This window comes from Cupriavidus sp. 291-E7, assembly GCF_057798835.1.
Genome location: NZ_JBYOJV010000027.1, coordinates 35,654 through 49,133 on the forward strand (window position 1 = coordinate 35,654; position 13,480 = coordinate 49,133).

13 protein-coding genes are annotated in these 13,480 nt (G+C 64.5%); 10 read left to right on the forward strand and 3 right to left on the reverse strand.

Annotated features, from left to right (window positions below; genetic code table 11):
* Nucleotides 1–39: 39 nt before the first annotated feature.
* Together AC3FLX_RS30105 and AC3FLX_RS30110 are read right to left on the reverse strand one after the other, a co-directional pair.
* Entirely contained in the window at nt 40–1,449 is a 1,410-nt protein-coding gene (locus AC3FLX_RS30105; protein ID WP_488700998.1) for a DUF1254 domain-containing protein, read from the reverse strand.
* Nucleotides 1,450–1,731: 282 nt separating this feature from the next.
* The gene (locus AC3FLX_RS30110; RefSeq protein WP_488700999.1) at nt 1,732–2,742 is read right to left on the reverse strand and encodes a LysR family transcriptional regulator; all 1,011 of its coding nucleotides are present in this window, start codon (nt 2,740–2,742) and stop codon (nt 1,732–1,734) included.
* 96 nt (nt 2,743–2,838) lie between these two features.
* Here AC3FLX_RS30110 and AC3FLX_RS30115 point away from each other — a divergent pair, with 96 nt between their 5' ends.
* The 3 genes from AC3FLX_RS30115 (at nt 2,839) to AC3FLX_RS30125 (ending at nt 6,151) form a co-directional block, all read left to right on the forward strand.
* Complete coding sequence (locus tag AC3FLX_RS30115; protein ID WP_488701000.1) at nt 2,839–3,531, forward strand: HAD family hydrolase; 693 nt, start codon at nt 2,839–2,841, stop codon at nt 3,529–3,531.
* Nucleotides 3,532–3,615: 84 nt separating this feature from the next.
* The gene (locus AC3FLX_RS30120; RefSeq protein WP_488701001.1) at nt 3,616–4,749 is read left to right on the forward strand and encodes a DSD1 family PLP-dependent enzyme; all 1,134 of its coding nucleotides are present in this window, start codon (nt 3,616–3,618) and stop codon (nt 4,747–4,749) included.
* A gap of 220 nt (nt 4,750–4,969) precedes the next feature.
* Nucleotides 4,970–6,151, forward strand: a complete 1,182-nt coding sequence (locus AC3FLX_RS30125; RefSeq protein ID WP_488701002.1) for a porin — start codon at nt 4,970–4,972, stop codon at nt 6,149–6,151.
* 48 nt (nt 6,152–6,199) lie between these two features.
* On the opposite strand, the gene AC3FLX_RS30130 is transcribed toward AC3FLX_RS30125, so the two are convergent.
* Nucleotides 6,200–7,084, reverse strand: a complete 885-nt coding sequence (locus tag AC3FLX_RS30130; protein WP_488701003.1) for a LysR family transcriptional regulator — start codon at nt 7,082–7,084, stop codon at nt 6,200–6,202.
* A 252-nt stretch (nt 7,085–7,336) separates the two neighbouring features.
* On the opposite strand from AC3FLX_RS30130, the gene AC3FLX_RS30135 reads away from it, so the two are divergent.
* The 7 genes from AC3FLX_RS30135 (at nt 7,337) to AC3FLX_RS30165 (ending at nt 13,463) form a co-directional block, all read left to right on the forward strand.
* Nucleotides 7,337–7,900 (forward strand): carboxymuconolactone decarboxylase family protein, encoded by a 564-nt coding sequence (locus tag AC3FLX_RS30135; RefSeq protein ID WP_488701004.1) that lies wholly within the window; start codon nt 7,337–7,339, stop codon nt 7,898–7,900.
* A gap of 51 nt (nt 7,901–7,951) precedes the next feature.
* The gene (locus tag AC3FLX_RS30140; RefSeq protein WP_488701005.1) at nt 7,952–8,767 is read left to right on the forward strand and encodes an SDR family NAD(P)-dependent oxidoreductase; all 816 of its coding nucleotides are present in this window, start codon (nt 7,952–7,954) and stop codon (nt 8,765–8,767) included.
* Between the two features lie 72 nt (nt 8,768–8,839).
* A complete protein-coding gene (locus AC3FLX_RS30145) occupies nt 8,840–9,853 on the forward strand; it encodes a Bug family tripartite tricarboxylate transporter substrate binding protein (protein WP_488701006.1) in 1,014 nt (337 codons plus the stop codon).
* A 78-nt stretch (nt 9,854–9,931) separates the two neighbouring features.
* Nucleotides 9,932–10,783 carry an amidohydrolase family protein gene (locus AC3FLX_RS30150; protein WP_488701007.1) on the forward strand — a complete coding sequence of 284 codons (852 nt, stop codon included), beginning with the start codon at nt 9,932–9,934 and terminating at the stop codon, nt 10,781–10,783.
* Between the two features lie 50 nt (nt 10,784–10,833).
* Nucleotides 10,834–11,766, forward strand: a complete 933-nt coding sequence (locus AC3FLX_RS30155) for an SMP-30/gluconolactonase/LRE family protein (protein WP_488701018.1) — start codon at nt 10,834–10,836, stop codon at nt 11,764–11,766.
* Nucleotides 11,767–11,800: 34 nt separating this feature from the next.
* Nucleotides 11,801–12,787, forward strand: coding sequence for a Bug family tripartite tricarboxylate transporter substrate binding protein (locus tag AC3FLX_RS30160; protein WP_488701008.1), 987 nt, complete (start codon nt 11,801–11,803; stop codon nt 12,785–12,787).
* Between the two features lies 1 nt (nt 12,788).
* A complete protein-coding gene (locus AC3FLX_RS30165; RefSeq protein WP_488701009.1) occupies nt 12,789–13,463 on the forward strand; it encodes a glutathione S-transferase family protein in 675 nt (224 codons plus the stop codon).
* Nucleotides 13,464–13,480: the final 17 nt, after the last annotated feature.

Below are 13,480 nucleotides of genomic sequence, written 5' to 3' on the forward strand. Positions count from 1 at the left end.
AATGGAAGGGTTTTTTGTTGGAAGCCCGACGATACCTTGTCAGTTCACGCGCTGCACCGCCGGAGGCATCCACTTGCCATCGAGCACTACCTGGTCCGGCCAATAGGCACGCATCATCAGGTTGAACGCATCAGGCGGTGCCGGCAGCCAGTTGGCCACCTGGTCCGGCGCCGGACGCTCGTACTGGATGTAGATATCCAGCGAGCCATCGCGGTTGTACCGCAGGCGGTCGCGGCTGCCAATCGTGTAGCGCTGCAGCGGATTGCTGGCGAATGCCTGCTTGTCGTTGTAGGCGCTCAGCGACCAGAACGCCTTGGCGGGCGGCAACTGGCCCTTTTCGAAATGCAGCACATAGCGGCTGCCGCCGTCGAACGGACGCCCCGTGGCATCCGCGCGTGCAATCGGGTAGACCGCGTCCTCGGGCAGGTTCGCGCCAAGACCCGACAACGCAACCGCGGCGCGGCGCTCGTAGTCGGCACCATAGGTGCCGGTGTCGTGCTGCACGCGCCAGCCGGTGCTGCCCGCCGCGCTCTTGCGGGCATTGGCGCCGATTGCCGCCAGCGCCGCCGTCGCGCCTTCCTGGACTGCGCGAGCCGTGGACGGCTCAAGCACCGTGGTCTTGAACGGTTCCCCGGCCTTGATACCCATGCGCTGCATCTTCTCAAGCATCGACACATCGTCCGGGCCGGGCGGATTCGCCTGCAGCAGCGCCGCCATGCGGCTGAAGAACGCCTGCGCATCCATTGCAGCCACCTGCTCGGACGGCGGCGTCTCGGTATCAACCAGGCCGACGCGCGGCGTCACCGGCGCCGCCACGCGGGAGCCCTTGCGCCAGGCGGACAGTGGCACCAGGCGGAACTGGTCCTGCAAGCGGTGCACGTTGGGGTAGTCCGCCTTGCCGTTGGTCTGGATTCGTCCGATCAGCCAAACCATGTTGGTGGGCGCGCGAACCTCGGTGATCCCCTTGGGCAAGGTTCCTTGCCAGTCCGGCCCGACGATCGCGAACGCGCCGCGACGGGTGCCGGTGGTACGTTTGCCCGGCGACGCGAACACATTGGTCCACGCATCCAGCATCTGCATCACGTAATAGCGTCCGGCCGTATCGGGCACGGACAGCACGACCGGTTCACTGCCGACGTCGACCCAGGCCGACGAATACAGCGTATCGGCATTGGGGCTGACCACTTTGGTAAACGTGGCATCGGGGAACGCGCGAAGATGGTTGAACGTGTTGACCGGCGTCCGGGCCGTCATCACTTCGCGCGTGACATCCATCAGCACGAGCGGATAGCCGTAGGTAAACACCTCGGCCGAAAGCTTTTTCATCGCCTGGTCCGACGGCGGCTGCTCCACGGCAGGGGCAGTCACGGGTTCGGGCGTGGTCGCGCAAGCGGAAAGGAAGACGGCAAGCGCGAGGACGCTCGCCAGTTGGCGTATCGATCGGTTCATGACCCCGTTTCCCAGTATGGTGGCGACCTTCCGGGAGCAAACTGGCTGACGAGTCGGGGGACGCGTGTTGCTCCAGAGGCGCATCTATTCCGAACGAATAATGTGCCTGCCGCTTGGCCCCTGTCAATGATTCCAAGGGCTGCTTCCGGGGGCTACCGAACACTCCGCGGGAACTGTCGCTACGTTAGCGGCGCATGAGCCTCATAAGGCACTTGCATCAGCCGCCCGGTGCGCGAGGGTTGCGATGCGCCGACCGGCGCGTACCCGTCGCGCCTTCGAACACTACTGGCGGCGCGACATGCGCCACGGCGGCGTCGGCCCCAGCGCTTTGCGCAACATCTCAACAAAAAGCCTCGCGCGCATCGACGACTGGCGTGACTGCGGCACCAGCGCCGTCACGTCGGCGTCGGGCAATCGATATGCGGGCAGCAGCGCGACAAGACGTCCGGCGACCAGGTCATCGGCCACATCCCATTCCGACCGGGTCATGATGCCCTTGCCTGCCAGGCACCATTGATGGACGACATCGCCGTCATTGCTCTCCATCGTCGGGCGCACGCGTACTGTCTGCTCCCGTGAACGAACGGGCCGCGTGTTCTTGCCGATGCTTCGACTGTCTCCATCCGATGCGCCGTCCTCGCCCGGGCTTCCTTCGCCGCCAGTAAAGCGCCATAGCGTGACGTCCTCTTCGTTCTCCCTGAGAACCAGGCAGGCGTGCCGCTCAAGGTCAGCGGGTGTCTCCAGCGGGGGCGCCTTGGCCAGATATTCCGGCGCCGCGCACAGAATGCGCCGGTTCGGTGCAATGCGATGGGCGATCCAGCGCGAATCCGGAATCGTGCCGATGCTGACCAGCACATCGAAGGCATCACGACCGTGCACCGGCTGGCGCGGCAGCATGAGGTTATCCGACAGATACAACTGCACCTCAAGATTGGGATGCGTGGTCTGAAACTGGGCCAATAGCGGACCAAGGTAGCGACGCCCGAAGCCAAACGGCCCATGTATCTTGAGTTTGCCCGCGACGGAGTGGCTGCGCTGCTGCAAGGCCTCCTGGATTGCCTGCATCTGTTCGAGGATTCCGGTCGCCTGCTGGGCCAGTAGTAACCCCTCGTGCGTCAGTTGCAGCCGCCGTGTGGTCCGCTGGGCCAACCGCACGCCCAGGCGCGCCTCAAGCAGATTCAGACGCTTGGTCACGGCAGGCGGTGTGACATTTTCCTCCCGCGCCAGGGCGGCCAGGCTACCCAGGCGATCCAGTGCCAGGACGAACCGAAGGTCCTCGATATCCAGCTTCATTCTTAACCTTTAGGTGAATTAAGAAATTCTAAGCCATTAACCACATGCGGACATCGCGCACCTACACTGGCAGCTCGCAAACAGGAGAGCGCCGCCATGACCGAGCCAACAGGCCAAACCGTGCAGACCACGCCGCCAGCACGTCAATACGACTTCGTCCTTTTCGATCTGCTGACCGCCCTGCTCGATTCCTGGTCGCTATGGAACAGCGTCGCGGGCGGCGAGGCACCGGGTCGGGCGTGGCGTGCCGCGTATCTCAAGCGCACCTATGCATGCGGCGCGTACCGCCCCTACGAGGCACTAGTGCGCGAGGCCGCGATCGAGACTGGCTTGCCCGCGTCGATGGCGGATGCGCTCGAAGATCGATGGACGGAACTCGCACTCTGGGACGGTGCGGCCACCGTCCTGGAATCGCTGCGTGCGTCGCATTCGCTGGGCGTGGTGACCAACTGCTCGGAACGGCTGGGGCGACTGGCCGTCGAGCGGCTCAATGTGTCGATGGACGTCATCGTGGCATCCGAACGCGCCGGCTTCTATAAACCAGATCCGCGCCCTTACCGCCAGGCGCTTCAGGAAATGGGCGCGGACCCTGCGAAGACGCTCTTCGTCGCGGGGTCCGGTTTCGATCTGTTTGGCACATCGGCCGTCGGCATCGATACCTACTGGCACAACCGCGTGGGGTTGTCGTTGCCCGACGGCGCACCGGCCCCGTTACAGGAAAGCCCGAGCATCTTGCCCGTGCTGGAACTCGCTTCGATGCCTCGCCGCACGACCAGCTCACACGGTTGATTCGGAGCGCCATCGCCACAACTCCGCTGCGCGGCTCGCTATACCAAGGGTAGCCACACGGCGCACCCTTCCCAAAGGAATCCCATGAACTTGCAAGAACTCGAAACGCCGGCGCTTCTGCTGGACCGAATCAAGATGGAGCGCAATATCGCGCGGCTGAAAGACCGCCTGGCGCCCTCTGGCGTGACATTGCGCCCCCACGTCAAAACCAACAAGTCGGCCGACGTCACCGCGCGTATCGGCGCGCCCGGTACGCCAATCACCGTGTCCACGTTGAAGGAAGCGGACTACTTCCTTGAGCATGGCTGGTCCGACATCCTGTACGCGGTGGGTATCGTGCCGTCGAAGCTGCCGCATGTCGAAAAGCTCGTGCAACGCGGCGCCAAGCTGACCCTGCTGCTCGATAACGTGGAGGCCGCCCAGGCGCTCGCCGCGTGGTGCCGCGAGCGCGCACTCGACCTGCCCGTGCTGATCGAAATCGATACCGATGGCCATCGGTCCGGCGTCAAACCGGAAGATGGGCTGCTGCTCGATATCGCCGCGGCGCTCAGCGCCGAGGAAGGGACCGGCGCCTGGCTCGCGGGAGTGCTCACCCATGCGGGCGACTCGTACAACTGCCGCTCGGCCGAGGCCATCGAAGCGCTGGCCGAACAGGAGCGCGCCGGCGCCGTACGGGCTGCGGAGCGCTTGCGCGCGGCAGGCTATCGCGCGCCAGTGGTGAGCGTCGGCAGCACGCCAACCGCACACTTCGCCCGCTCGCTTGAAGGCGTGACAGAAGTGCGCGCCGGCGTATTCGTGTTCTTTGATCTGGTGATGCACGGCATTGGGGTCTGCGCCGTCGACGACATCGCGCTGTCTGTGGTGTGCACGGTCATCGGTCATCAGCGCGAGAAAGGCTGGCTGATCACGGATGCGGGCTGGATGGCCATGTCGCGCGACCGCGGAACCGCAAAGCAGCCGGTCGACCAGGGCTATGGACTGGTGTGCGATGTCGACGGCAAGCCGCTATCGGACCTCGTATTGATCGACGCCAATCAAGAGCACGGTATCGTGCGCCACCGCACGGACCCGTCGGCCACGCCAATGCTCCCGGTTGGCACATTGTTGCGTGTACTCCCCAACCACGCATGTGCGACGGCGGCACAGCACGACAGCTACGCGGTCATCGCGGGCGGCACTGAATTGGAAGCGCGTTGGACTCGCATTGGAGGATGGTGAGCGCGGTGACGACGGTGCTGCCTTATTCGCCATAGTGCAATCCCAACGTACGCCAACAGACAGATCGAAGTCTCAGGGTGGAATTCCATGCAAACGACACGCGCGATCCAGGTGTCGGGTGCATCGTCCCAAGCCGTGGCCGCTGCATGTGGCGTTGCGCGTTTGACCACGCGCCAGCACGCCATGACATCCCGATCACAACACATCGAGGAGCGGCGACATGAGGCTGAGATTACTTGCTCTTGTGGCGTTACAGGCGTTTGTGAGCCAGGCGCACGCGCAATCGAGCGTGACGCTATATGGCGTAATCGACGCCAACGTCGAGTACATCAATCACCTTGGCGCAGTACCGGTGGCCGCAAACGGTTTCAACTCCGGCCCGTCGCACAGTGTCGTGCGGATGGATTCGGGCGGTGTATCGGGATCGCGTTGGGGGTTGCGCGGCACGGAGGCCCTGGGCGCGGGACTCAAGGCAGTATTCGTGCTGGAGAGCGGTTTCAATGTGGAAAGTGGAACCTCGCAGCAAGGCGGCCGACTGTTTGGCCGTCAAGCCTTCGTCGGTCTGCAAAGCCAGTACGGCCAGTTGTCGCTCGGCCGCCAGTACACCTCGATGTTCGAGTCGCTGGCGAACTTTGCGCCGGCCGCCTATGCCACGCAATACGAGCCTGCCGTCGTTCTGGCCGGAGCCAACTTCCGGGAGGACAACACCGTCAAGTACACCGGCACGTTCGGTCCGGTAACGGCACTGGCGCATTGGTCGTTTGGTACCGGCGTGGCCTTGCCACCGACGGTTGGCGCGCCGTTCATCCTCGGCGGAAATGGCGAAGTACCGGGCCAGTTTCGCCGCGACACCGCCTATGGCGCGGCAGTGATCTATGCGGCCGGACTGCTGGGACTGGTCGTCAGCTATGACCAGTTGAATCCGACCATCGCGCCCGCGTCGGCACCGGCCAACGCGGGCACTGGCACGTTCAAGAAGGCCGCCGTGGGGGCCAGCTACCTGTTCGGCGCCGCCAAGATCATGGGCGGCTACCGCTGGGGCCAGAACAAAAACCAGAATGGCGGCGAGTTCCTGCGTGACAACTTTTACTGGATCGGCGGGACTTATCAACTTACGCCCGCAATCGGCCTGACGCTCGAATACAACTACGACGACGTCAAGAACCAGTTCGGCAATGCGAACCAGCCCAATCCCTGGCAGATTGCCGTTATTTCAAACTACGCGTTCTCCAAGCGTACCGATGTCTATATCAGTGCCGCCTATGCGAAGTATGCGGGCCTCGGCCTGGAATCGGCGGCAATCTTCTATGCCAACAGTCTCTCGCTCGGCAACAGCTATGCGCTGCCCAACGGGCAGAACTCGATGCTGGGTGTCGCCGTGGGACTGCGCCATAAGTTCTGAGTGACGGCTTGCGGGCGCGCATGGCATACCGGCGCAAACCGGCCACCGTCACCCCGCCCCCAGCACCGCCAACGCCCGCCCCACCACCGGCGAACGATTGCCCGGTTGCCACACCACCGAGTACTCGGCATGCGCAGGCTCCCCTGCCAGCGGCTTGAGCACGACACCGGGCAACTGCGCGCGGTCTGGCGTACGTGGCACCAGCGACACGCCTCGGCCAAGCGCGACCAGGCTGGCTACGGACAGCAGATGTCGGGCGTAGTGCCGCACATTCGGGCTGAATCCCGATCGCAGGCACGTCGCTACGATCAAATCGAAATAGGCCGGCGCACTCTCGCGCGGAATCACGATAAACGGCTCGCCGGCCAGATCCGCCGGATCGATCTTCTTGCGCTGCGCAAGCGGATGCGTGTCCGGTAGCGCAGCCATCAGAGGCGTGCGCGCAATCGGATGAATACTCATCTCTCCAGCGCCGCTCGCCCCTGGCGACACCTGCGCCAATCCGAGGTCGATCCTGTCATGCCGCAGCGCCTCGATCTGCTCCGAAGAACCCATCTCTTCCCATATCGTCTCGACCCCTGCCAGATTCCGCTCCAGCCGTGCGATCAGCTTCTCCATGCCGATGTACAGCAGCGCCGCCACAAAGCCGATTCGAAGCGTGCCGGTTTCTCCTTGCTCGGCGCGTCGCACCACCTCGCGCGCCATATCGGCCTGACCGATGATTCGTCGCGCCTCCTGCACGAGCGCGCTGCCCGATGCCGTCAACCTCACGCTGCGCTTGTTGCGGTCGAAAAGCATGACGCCCAGTTCGCCCTCCAATTGCTGAATGTGTTTGGTCAGCGGCGGTTGCGAGATCCGCAGCCGCTCAGCAGCGCGGCCGAAGTGCAATTCCTCCGCAAGAGCGAGAAACATCCGAAGGTCGCGGATTTCCATGATGGCGAGTGAGGGTTGAGGACGCCGAGGGATGGCGGGGATTCATTCTAATTCGGAATTACTGTGCTCCCAAAAATATATTGGACGATGCCATCGGCACTCAGCAGAATGCATCCACCAAACCTACAACGACATGGAGACAACCTTGCGGGGCGCCATCTCACCGCCACTGGAACCAGTGGTGAGCGCCCGTCCGCATGCCAATCTCCTTGCGTACCGTAGCCCTCGCAGCCCATTCGACGAGACCTGTGCATGACCCGCATTCAGCCCCTCCGCCCCGAAGACATGACCGAAGACCAGCGCGCAGTGCATGCCACCATCGTGGCAGGCCCGCGCGGACAGGTACGCGGCCCGCTGGCCGTCTGGCTCCATCGGCCCGGCCTGGCCGCCAAAGCGCAGGCGCTGGGCCAGTACTGTCGCTATGACTCCTCGCTTCCACAGCGACTGTCCGAACTGGCCATCCTCGTGATGGGCCAATTCTGGCGTGCCGAGTTCGAATGGTGGGCGCACAAGCCAATCGCACTGAAAGCCGGCGTCGACGAAGCTGTGATCGAAGCCATTCGCACTGGTGCCGAGCCCGCCTTCACTCACGATGACGAAGCGACGGTCTATGCGGTCATGCGCAGCCTGAACGAGGCACACAGGATTCCCGCCCCTCTCTATGAGCGCGCGCTGGCCGTGCTCGGCCAGGACGCCGTGATCGACCTGGTTGGGCTTGCGGGGTACTACACGCTGATTTCCATGACGATCAACGCGTTCGAGGTCATGCCGCCCGATGGCACGCCCCTGGAACTCGACCAGTCCGCCGCGCGCTGAGCCAGCACATCGCCCTTCATGACCCCATCATCCCCATCAGGAAGCATCAATATGTCGCAACACACCCAAGGCAGGCTCGCAGGAAAGGTCTTAGTCGTGACCGGTGCGGGGTGCGTCGGCCCCGGCTGGGGCAACGGACGCGCGGTCGCCGTGCGCTTTGCCGAGGAAGGCGCCAAGGTCTTTGCTGTCGATAAAAGCGCGGAGGCAATGGAAGAGACGCTAGCCCGCGTACGCGCCATCCCCGGTGCGCAGATCGAGTCGCACACATGCGACGTGACCCAGGCATCCGAAGTCAAAGGCATGATCGACGCCTGCGTGGCACGCTTTGGCCGCGTCGATATCCTCGTGAACAACGTCGGCGGATCGGCGCGCGGCGGTCCGGTGGATCTCACAGAAGAAGCGTGGGACAAGCAGATCGACTTCAACCTGAAGAGCGTGTTTCTGGCCTGCAAGTACGTGCTGCCACTGATGGAAGCACAGGGCGGCGGCGCGATCGTCAACACGGCGTCCACCTCGGGCATTCGATGGACGGGCGCCGCGCAGGTCGGTTACGCCTCGGCCAAAGCCGCGGTGATCCAGTTTTCTCGCGTGGTCGCGGTGGAATACGCCAAGAAGAATATTCGCGTGAACACGGTCATCCCCGGTCAGATGCACACGCCGATGGTGGAGGCACGCCTCGCCGGACAGCGCGCGGGCGGCAACGTCGATGCACTGCTGGCGCAGCGCCAGGCTCGCATCCCGCTGGGCTTCATGGGCGACGGCCGGGATACCGCCAACGCCGCACTGTTCCTCGCATCGGACGAGGCGCGGTTCATCACCGGTGCGGAGTTGATCGTCGACGGCGGCATGAGCGTGCGCTGCGACTGAGCGCGACACACAGGTCGACGCTCGCCCTGAAGCGAATACGCCATCAAGACAGATAACGGAGACAACGCCAGCATGCCATCCAACCAACGCACACATGTATCGCGCCGGCGCGCGCTGATCCATGCGCTTGCCACCTCGGCCGTGCTTGCAGCCCCGATATGGCTGACGACACCGGCGCAAGCGGCGGCCTATCCTGACAAACCAGTGCGAATGGTAGTGGCCTTCTCGCCCGGCGGCCCGACGGACATCATCGCGCGCGTGATTGCCCGCAAGCTCGGCGAACGCCTGGGCCAGCAGGTAGTGGTGGAAAACCGCCCCGGCGCGGGCGGCAACATCGCATCGGAGCAGGTTGCCAAGTCACCGGCCGACGGTTACACGCTGCTCTACAACAGCTCGTCGATCGCGATCTCGCCGGCCCTGTTCCGCAAGCCCGGCCTTAACCCGACCGAAATCTTCACGCCCGTGGCCTACGTGGCAACGGTGCCGCTGGTGGTGATCGTGAATGCGGCCAGTCCAATCAAGACGCCGGAGGACTTTCTCCGGCAGTTGAAGGCCAATCCGGGCAAGCTCAACTTCGGTTCGTCGGGCAACGGCACCATTGACCACCTGACCGGCGTGCTGTTCGCCGCGAAGACGCAGACGACGTTCAACCATATCCCCTATAAAGGCAACGCCGCGGCGCTCCCCGACCTGCTGTCTGGCCGGCTGGATTTCATGATGTCCGGCAGCCTGAACGCGGCACTGCCGTTTATCAAGGACGGAAAGCTGCGCGCCATCGCGGCCACCACGCGCCAGCGCGTCTCAGTACTGCCCGACACGCCAACGCTCGCCGAAACCATCGTGCCGGGATTCGACTCCGGCACCTGGCAAGGCATCGTCGCACCGGCCCGCACACCTGCCGATATCGTCAACCGGCTTAACCGCGAGATCGCCGCCGTGCTCAAAGATCCGGACGCGCTGGCCGCGCTCCGTGCGCAGGGCGCCGAACCCACGGGCGGCACGCCCGCCGCCTACGGACAGCTCATCAAGACCGAGTACGCACGCTGGACGCAGGTGGTCAAGGAAACCGGCGCGCGCTCGGACTAAAGCGGCTGCAACGCTGTCAACGACGCCGGGCCGAACTCCACCGACGATGCATCGCCCCTTCCTTCTTCGAGAACCGGGATGAACACACGGAACCATAACGAGATACCGGCCGACGCCGGTATCTGGGATTGCCACACGCATATCTTCGGCCCGTATGCCGAACACCCCCTGCCGCCGAATGCCGTATACCGCCCGCCTGCGGCACCGTTCTCCGCACTGCGCGCCTTGCACCGTTCGCTCGGCATCACGAACGGCGTACTTGTGCAGGGCGCGTGCTATGGCGACGATCACGATGCGGTGCTGACCGCGCTCGATGGCGCTGACGGCATGTACCGTGGCGTGGCGCTGATCTCGCCCGACGTCGACGAGGGCACCCTGCAGCAGATGCATGCGCGCGGCATTCGCGGCATCCGCCTCGGCTTGATGTCGCACCTCGGCGGCAAGCCCGATGCGGGCCGCATGGTGGCCCAGCTCGAACGCATCCGCTCATACGGATGGCATGCGCTCGTGCATGGCGAGGTCGGCGACGTCGTCGATGCGCTTGATGTGCTGGCGCCGCACGGTGTCCCGCTGGTGATCGACCACATGGCCCGCGTCGATGCGGCCAAGGGTATCGACTATCCGGCGTTCGCCGCGCTGGAATGGTGCCTCGCGCTGCCCAATGTCTGGATCAAGCTGTCCGGCGCGGATCGCATCACGGCAGGCGTGGCGCCGTACGACGCCGCGCACGCCATCGCATGCCGGCAACTGGCCATCGCACCCGAGCGTGCCATCTGGGGCACGGACTGGCCGCACCCCAATATCGCCTATCCCGTACCCGACGAAGGCCAGTTGCTTGGATGGATTCGCCGCGTGTGCCGCGATGTGTTCGGCAACGAGGACGGCGCCGATGCCGTGTTGCGCGTCAATCCATCGCGTCTGTACGCATGAGCCAAACCACCGGACCAACCATGAACATGAACACGATCCCGACCCTTGCCATGCCCACCGGACGGTATCCCGATCCCGCAGTGCAGGTTCTTGCCCCCGCGTTCGAGAAATATCGCCTGGTCCTGGCCGCCGTGGAACGTATCGCGTCCGGCTCGCGGTGGGCCGAAGGGCCCGTCTGGTTCGGAGATGGCCGCTACCTGCTCTGGAGCGACATCCCGAACAACCGCATCCTCAAGTGGGATGAAGAGACCGGCATCGTCAGCGTCTTTCGGTCACCTTCCGGCCACGCCAACGGTAATACGCGCGACCGGCAAGGCCGCCTGATCAGTTGCGAACACGGCGGCCGGCGCATCACGCGCACCGAATACGACGGCAGCATCACCGTGCTGATGGACAGCTTCGACGGCAAGCGTCTGAACTCTCCCAACGACGTCGTGGTCAAGTCCGACGGCTCCATCTGGTTCACCGACCCGCCGTTCGGCATCGCCGGCTATTACCAGGGCGAGCAGGCCCAACAGGAACTGCCGGAGCGCATCTACCGGCTCGATCCCGACACCGGCAAGGCCACCGTGATTGCCGACGACATCAGCGGCCCCAACGGACTCGCGTTCTCTCCCGACGAACGAACGCTCTACGTGATCGAATCGCGCGCGCGGCCTCGCCGCATCCGTGCGCTCGCCGTCGACGCCGACGGTATGCGGGTCGGCGATAGCCGGGTGCTCATCGACGCGGGTCCCGGCACGCCGGACGGCTTTCGCGTGGACGTCGACGGCAACCTCTGGTGCGGCTGGGGCATGGGAACGCCGGAGCTCGACGGCGTGCGCGTGTTTTCGCCCGAGGGCGAAGCGATCGGCCATATCTCGCTGCCCGAGCGTTGCGCCAACCTCTGCTTCGGCGGTCGCCATCGTAATCGGCTGCTGATGGCGTCCTGCACCTCGATCTATTCGCTGTACGTGAACACACAAGGCGCGGCGGGCGGCTGAACGCCACGCCGGCACCATATCAGGAGACATCGTCATGCACATCCAGTACACGCGCCGCCGCGCCATGTCCGCGCTCGCCGCCACCCTGCTCGCCACCGGCGCGGCATGGACGGCGCTGCCCGCCTGCGCTGCGCCTATCACCCGGCTGGTAGTGGCCTTCCCCGCAGGCGGCCCTGCGGACACGCTCGCGCGCACGCTGTCACGCCAGCTGGAGTCTGAACTCAAGCAAACCGTGGTCGTCGACAATCGGCCGGGCGCGAACGGTGCCATCGCCATCAACGCCGTGGCCAAGGCGCCTACCGATGGCTCCGTGCTGTTTCTCACCAGTGCTGGCGCCATCGTGATCAATCCGGCGCTGTATCCCAACCTGCCCTACGATCCGCAGAAAGACCTCACGCCGATCTCCCTGGTGGTCAACACGCCGGAGGTTCTGGTGGTCAAGCCGGACGACACCGTTGCCAACGCCGCTGCGTTCGTCAAGCGCGCACACGCCGCCGGCAAGCCGCCCAGCCTGGCTTCCACTGGCATCGGCAGCATGCCGCACATGGCTATCGAGCTGTTCAAGATTTCCACGCGCGTGAACTTCCTGCACGTCGCGTACAAGGGCGCGGCGCCGGCCATCACCGATACGCTAGGCGGCCAGGTGGATGCATTCATCGGCGACGCCTCCGGGCTGATGACCTACATCACGTCGAAGCGGCTGAAGCCGATCGGCGTAGCAGCGCCGAAACGCCTTCCGTTCCTGCCCGATGTGCCTACCCTGGCCGAGCAGGGCATCGCAAACGTGGAAGCCAGCAACTGGTATGGACTGATGGCCCCCGCAGGCACTGCGCCGGATGTGGTCAAGAAGGTCAACGATGCGCTGCGTCGCACGCTGGCTGCGCCGGAGGTCCGCAAGAACCTTGAACAGCTTGGCCTGGAGCCGGCACCGGGGACGCCCGCGGAGTTCACCTCCATCATCCGGGCGGATACCGCCAGATGGGCCAAGGTAATCAAGTCGCAGAACATCCGTGGAGAATGACATGACGACCGTGATCGCCCCGACAGACGAAGCCTTCAGCACTGCCGCGCGCCCCGGCGAACTCCGGCTGTGCTGGTCTCCGCGCTCGCCGTTCGTACGCCGCGTGATGGTGGTTGCGCACGAACTCGACCTTGCCGCGCGCATCACTTGCATTGACACCGTCGTCGGCATGACGGGCTGCCATGCGCAGCTCATGCGGATCAATCCGCTCAACAAGATCCCTACGCTGATTACCGACGATGGCTTCGTGCTGTCGGACACGGTTTTGATCTGCGAATACCTCGACAGCGTGGCGCCCCTGCCCCGCCTGTTTCCGCAAGCCCATACCGCACGCATGCGCGCCATGCGCTGGCACGCGCTTGGTCACGGTCTGACCGATCTGCTGGTGCTTTGGCGCAATGAACGGCTGCGCCCGGCAGAGCAACAGCACGCGCCGACCATCGCCGCCTGGCATGCCAAGTTCACCGCCACGCTGGCCGCGCTTGACCGGGAAGCGGGACAGCTTGCCGACGCACCGCCCTGCATCGGCCAGATCGCGATTGCCTGCGCGGTCGGCTATCTCGATTTTCGGTTCCCCGACCTCGCGTGGCGCGACGGCGTTCCGGCGCTATCCGCGTGGTTCGCGCAGTTCGAGCAACGTGCATCGATGCAGGCGACCTTGCCTTCTGGTGGATAAGAGATACCGAGGGACGT

Coding starts and splice junctions, on each gene's coding strand:
- AC3FLX_RS30160 (WP_488701008.1), top strand. CDS start 11,801: ATGCACATCCAGTACACGCGCCGCCGCGCCATGTCCGCGCTCGCCGCC.
- AC3FLX_RS30140 (WP_488701005.1), top strand. CDS start 7,952: ATGTCGCAACACACCCAAGGCAGGCTCGCAGGAAAGGTCTTAGTCGTG.
- AC3FLX_RS30105 (WP_488700998.1), bottom strand. CDS start 1,449: ATGAACCGATCGATACGCCAACTGGCGAGCGTCCTCGCGCTTGCCGTC.
- AC3FLX_RS30145 (WP_488701006.1), top strand. CDS start 8,840: ATGCCATCCAACCAACGCACACATGTATCGCGCCGGCGCGCGCTGATC.
- AC3FLX_RS30135 (WP_488701004.1), top strand. CDS start 7,337: ATGACCCGCATTCAGCCCCTCCGCCCCGAAGACATGACCGAAGACCAG.
- AC3FLX_RS30115 (WP_488701000.1), top strand. CDS start 2,839: ATGACCGAGCCAACAGGCCAAACCGTGCAGACCACGCCGCCAGCACGT.
- AC3FLX_RS30165 (WP_488701009.1), top strand. CDS start 12,789: ATGACGACCGTGATCGCCCCGACAGACGAAGCCTTCAGCACTGCCGCG.
- AC3FLX_RS30130 (WP_488701003.1), bottom strand. CDS start 7,084: ATGGAAATCCGCGACCTTCGGATGTTTCTCGCTCTTGCGGAGGAATTG.
- AC3FLX_RS30150 (WP_488701007.1), top strand. CDS start 9,932: ATGAACACACGGAACCATAACGAGATACCGGCCGACGCCGGTATCTGG.
- AC3FLX_RS30120 (WP_488701001.1), top strand. CDS start 3,616: ATGAACTTGCAAGAACTCGAAACGCCGGCGCTTCTGCTGGACCGAATC.
- AC3FLX_RS30125 (WP_488701002.1), top strand. CDS start 4,970: ATGAGGCTGAGATTACTTGCTCTTGTGGCGTTACAGGCGTTTGTGAGC.
- AC3FLX_RS30155 (WP_488701018.1), top strand. CDS start 10,834: ATGCCCACCGGACGGTATCCCGATCCCGCAGTGCAGGTTCTTGCCCCC.
- AC3FLX_RS30110 (WP_488700999.1), bottom strand. CDS start 2,742: ATGAAGCTGGATATCGAGGACCTTCGGTTCGTCCTGGCACTGGATCGC.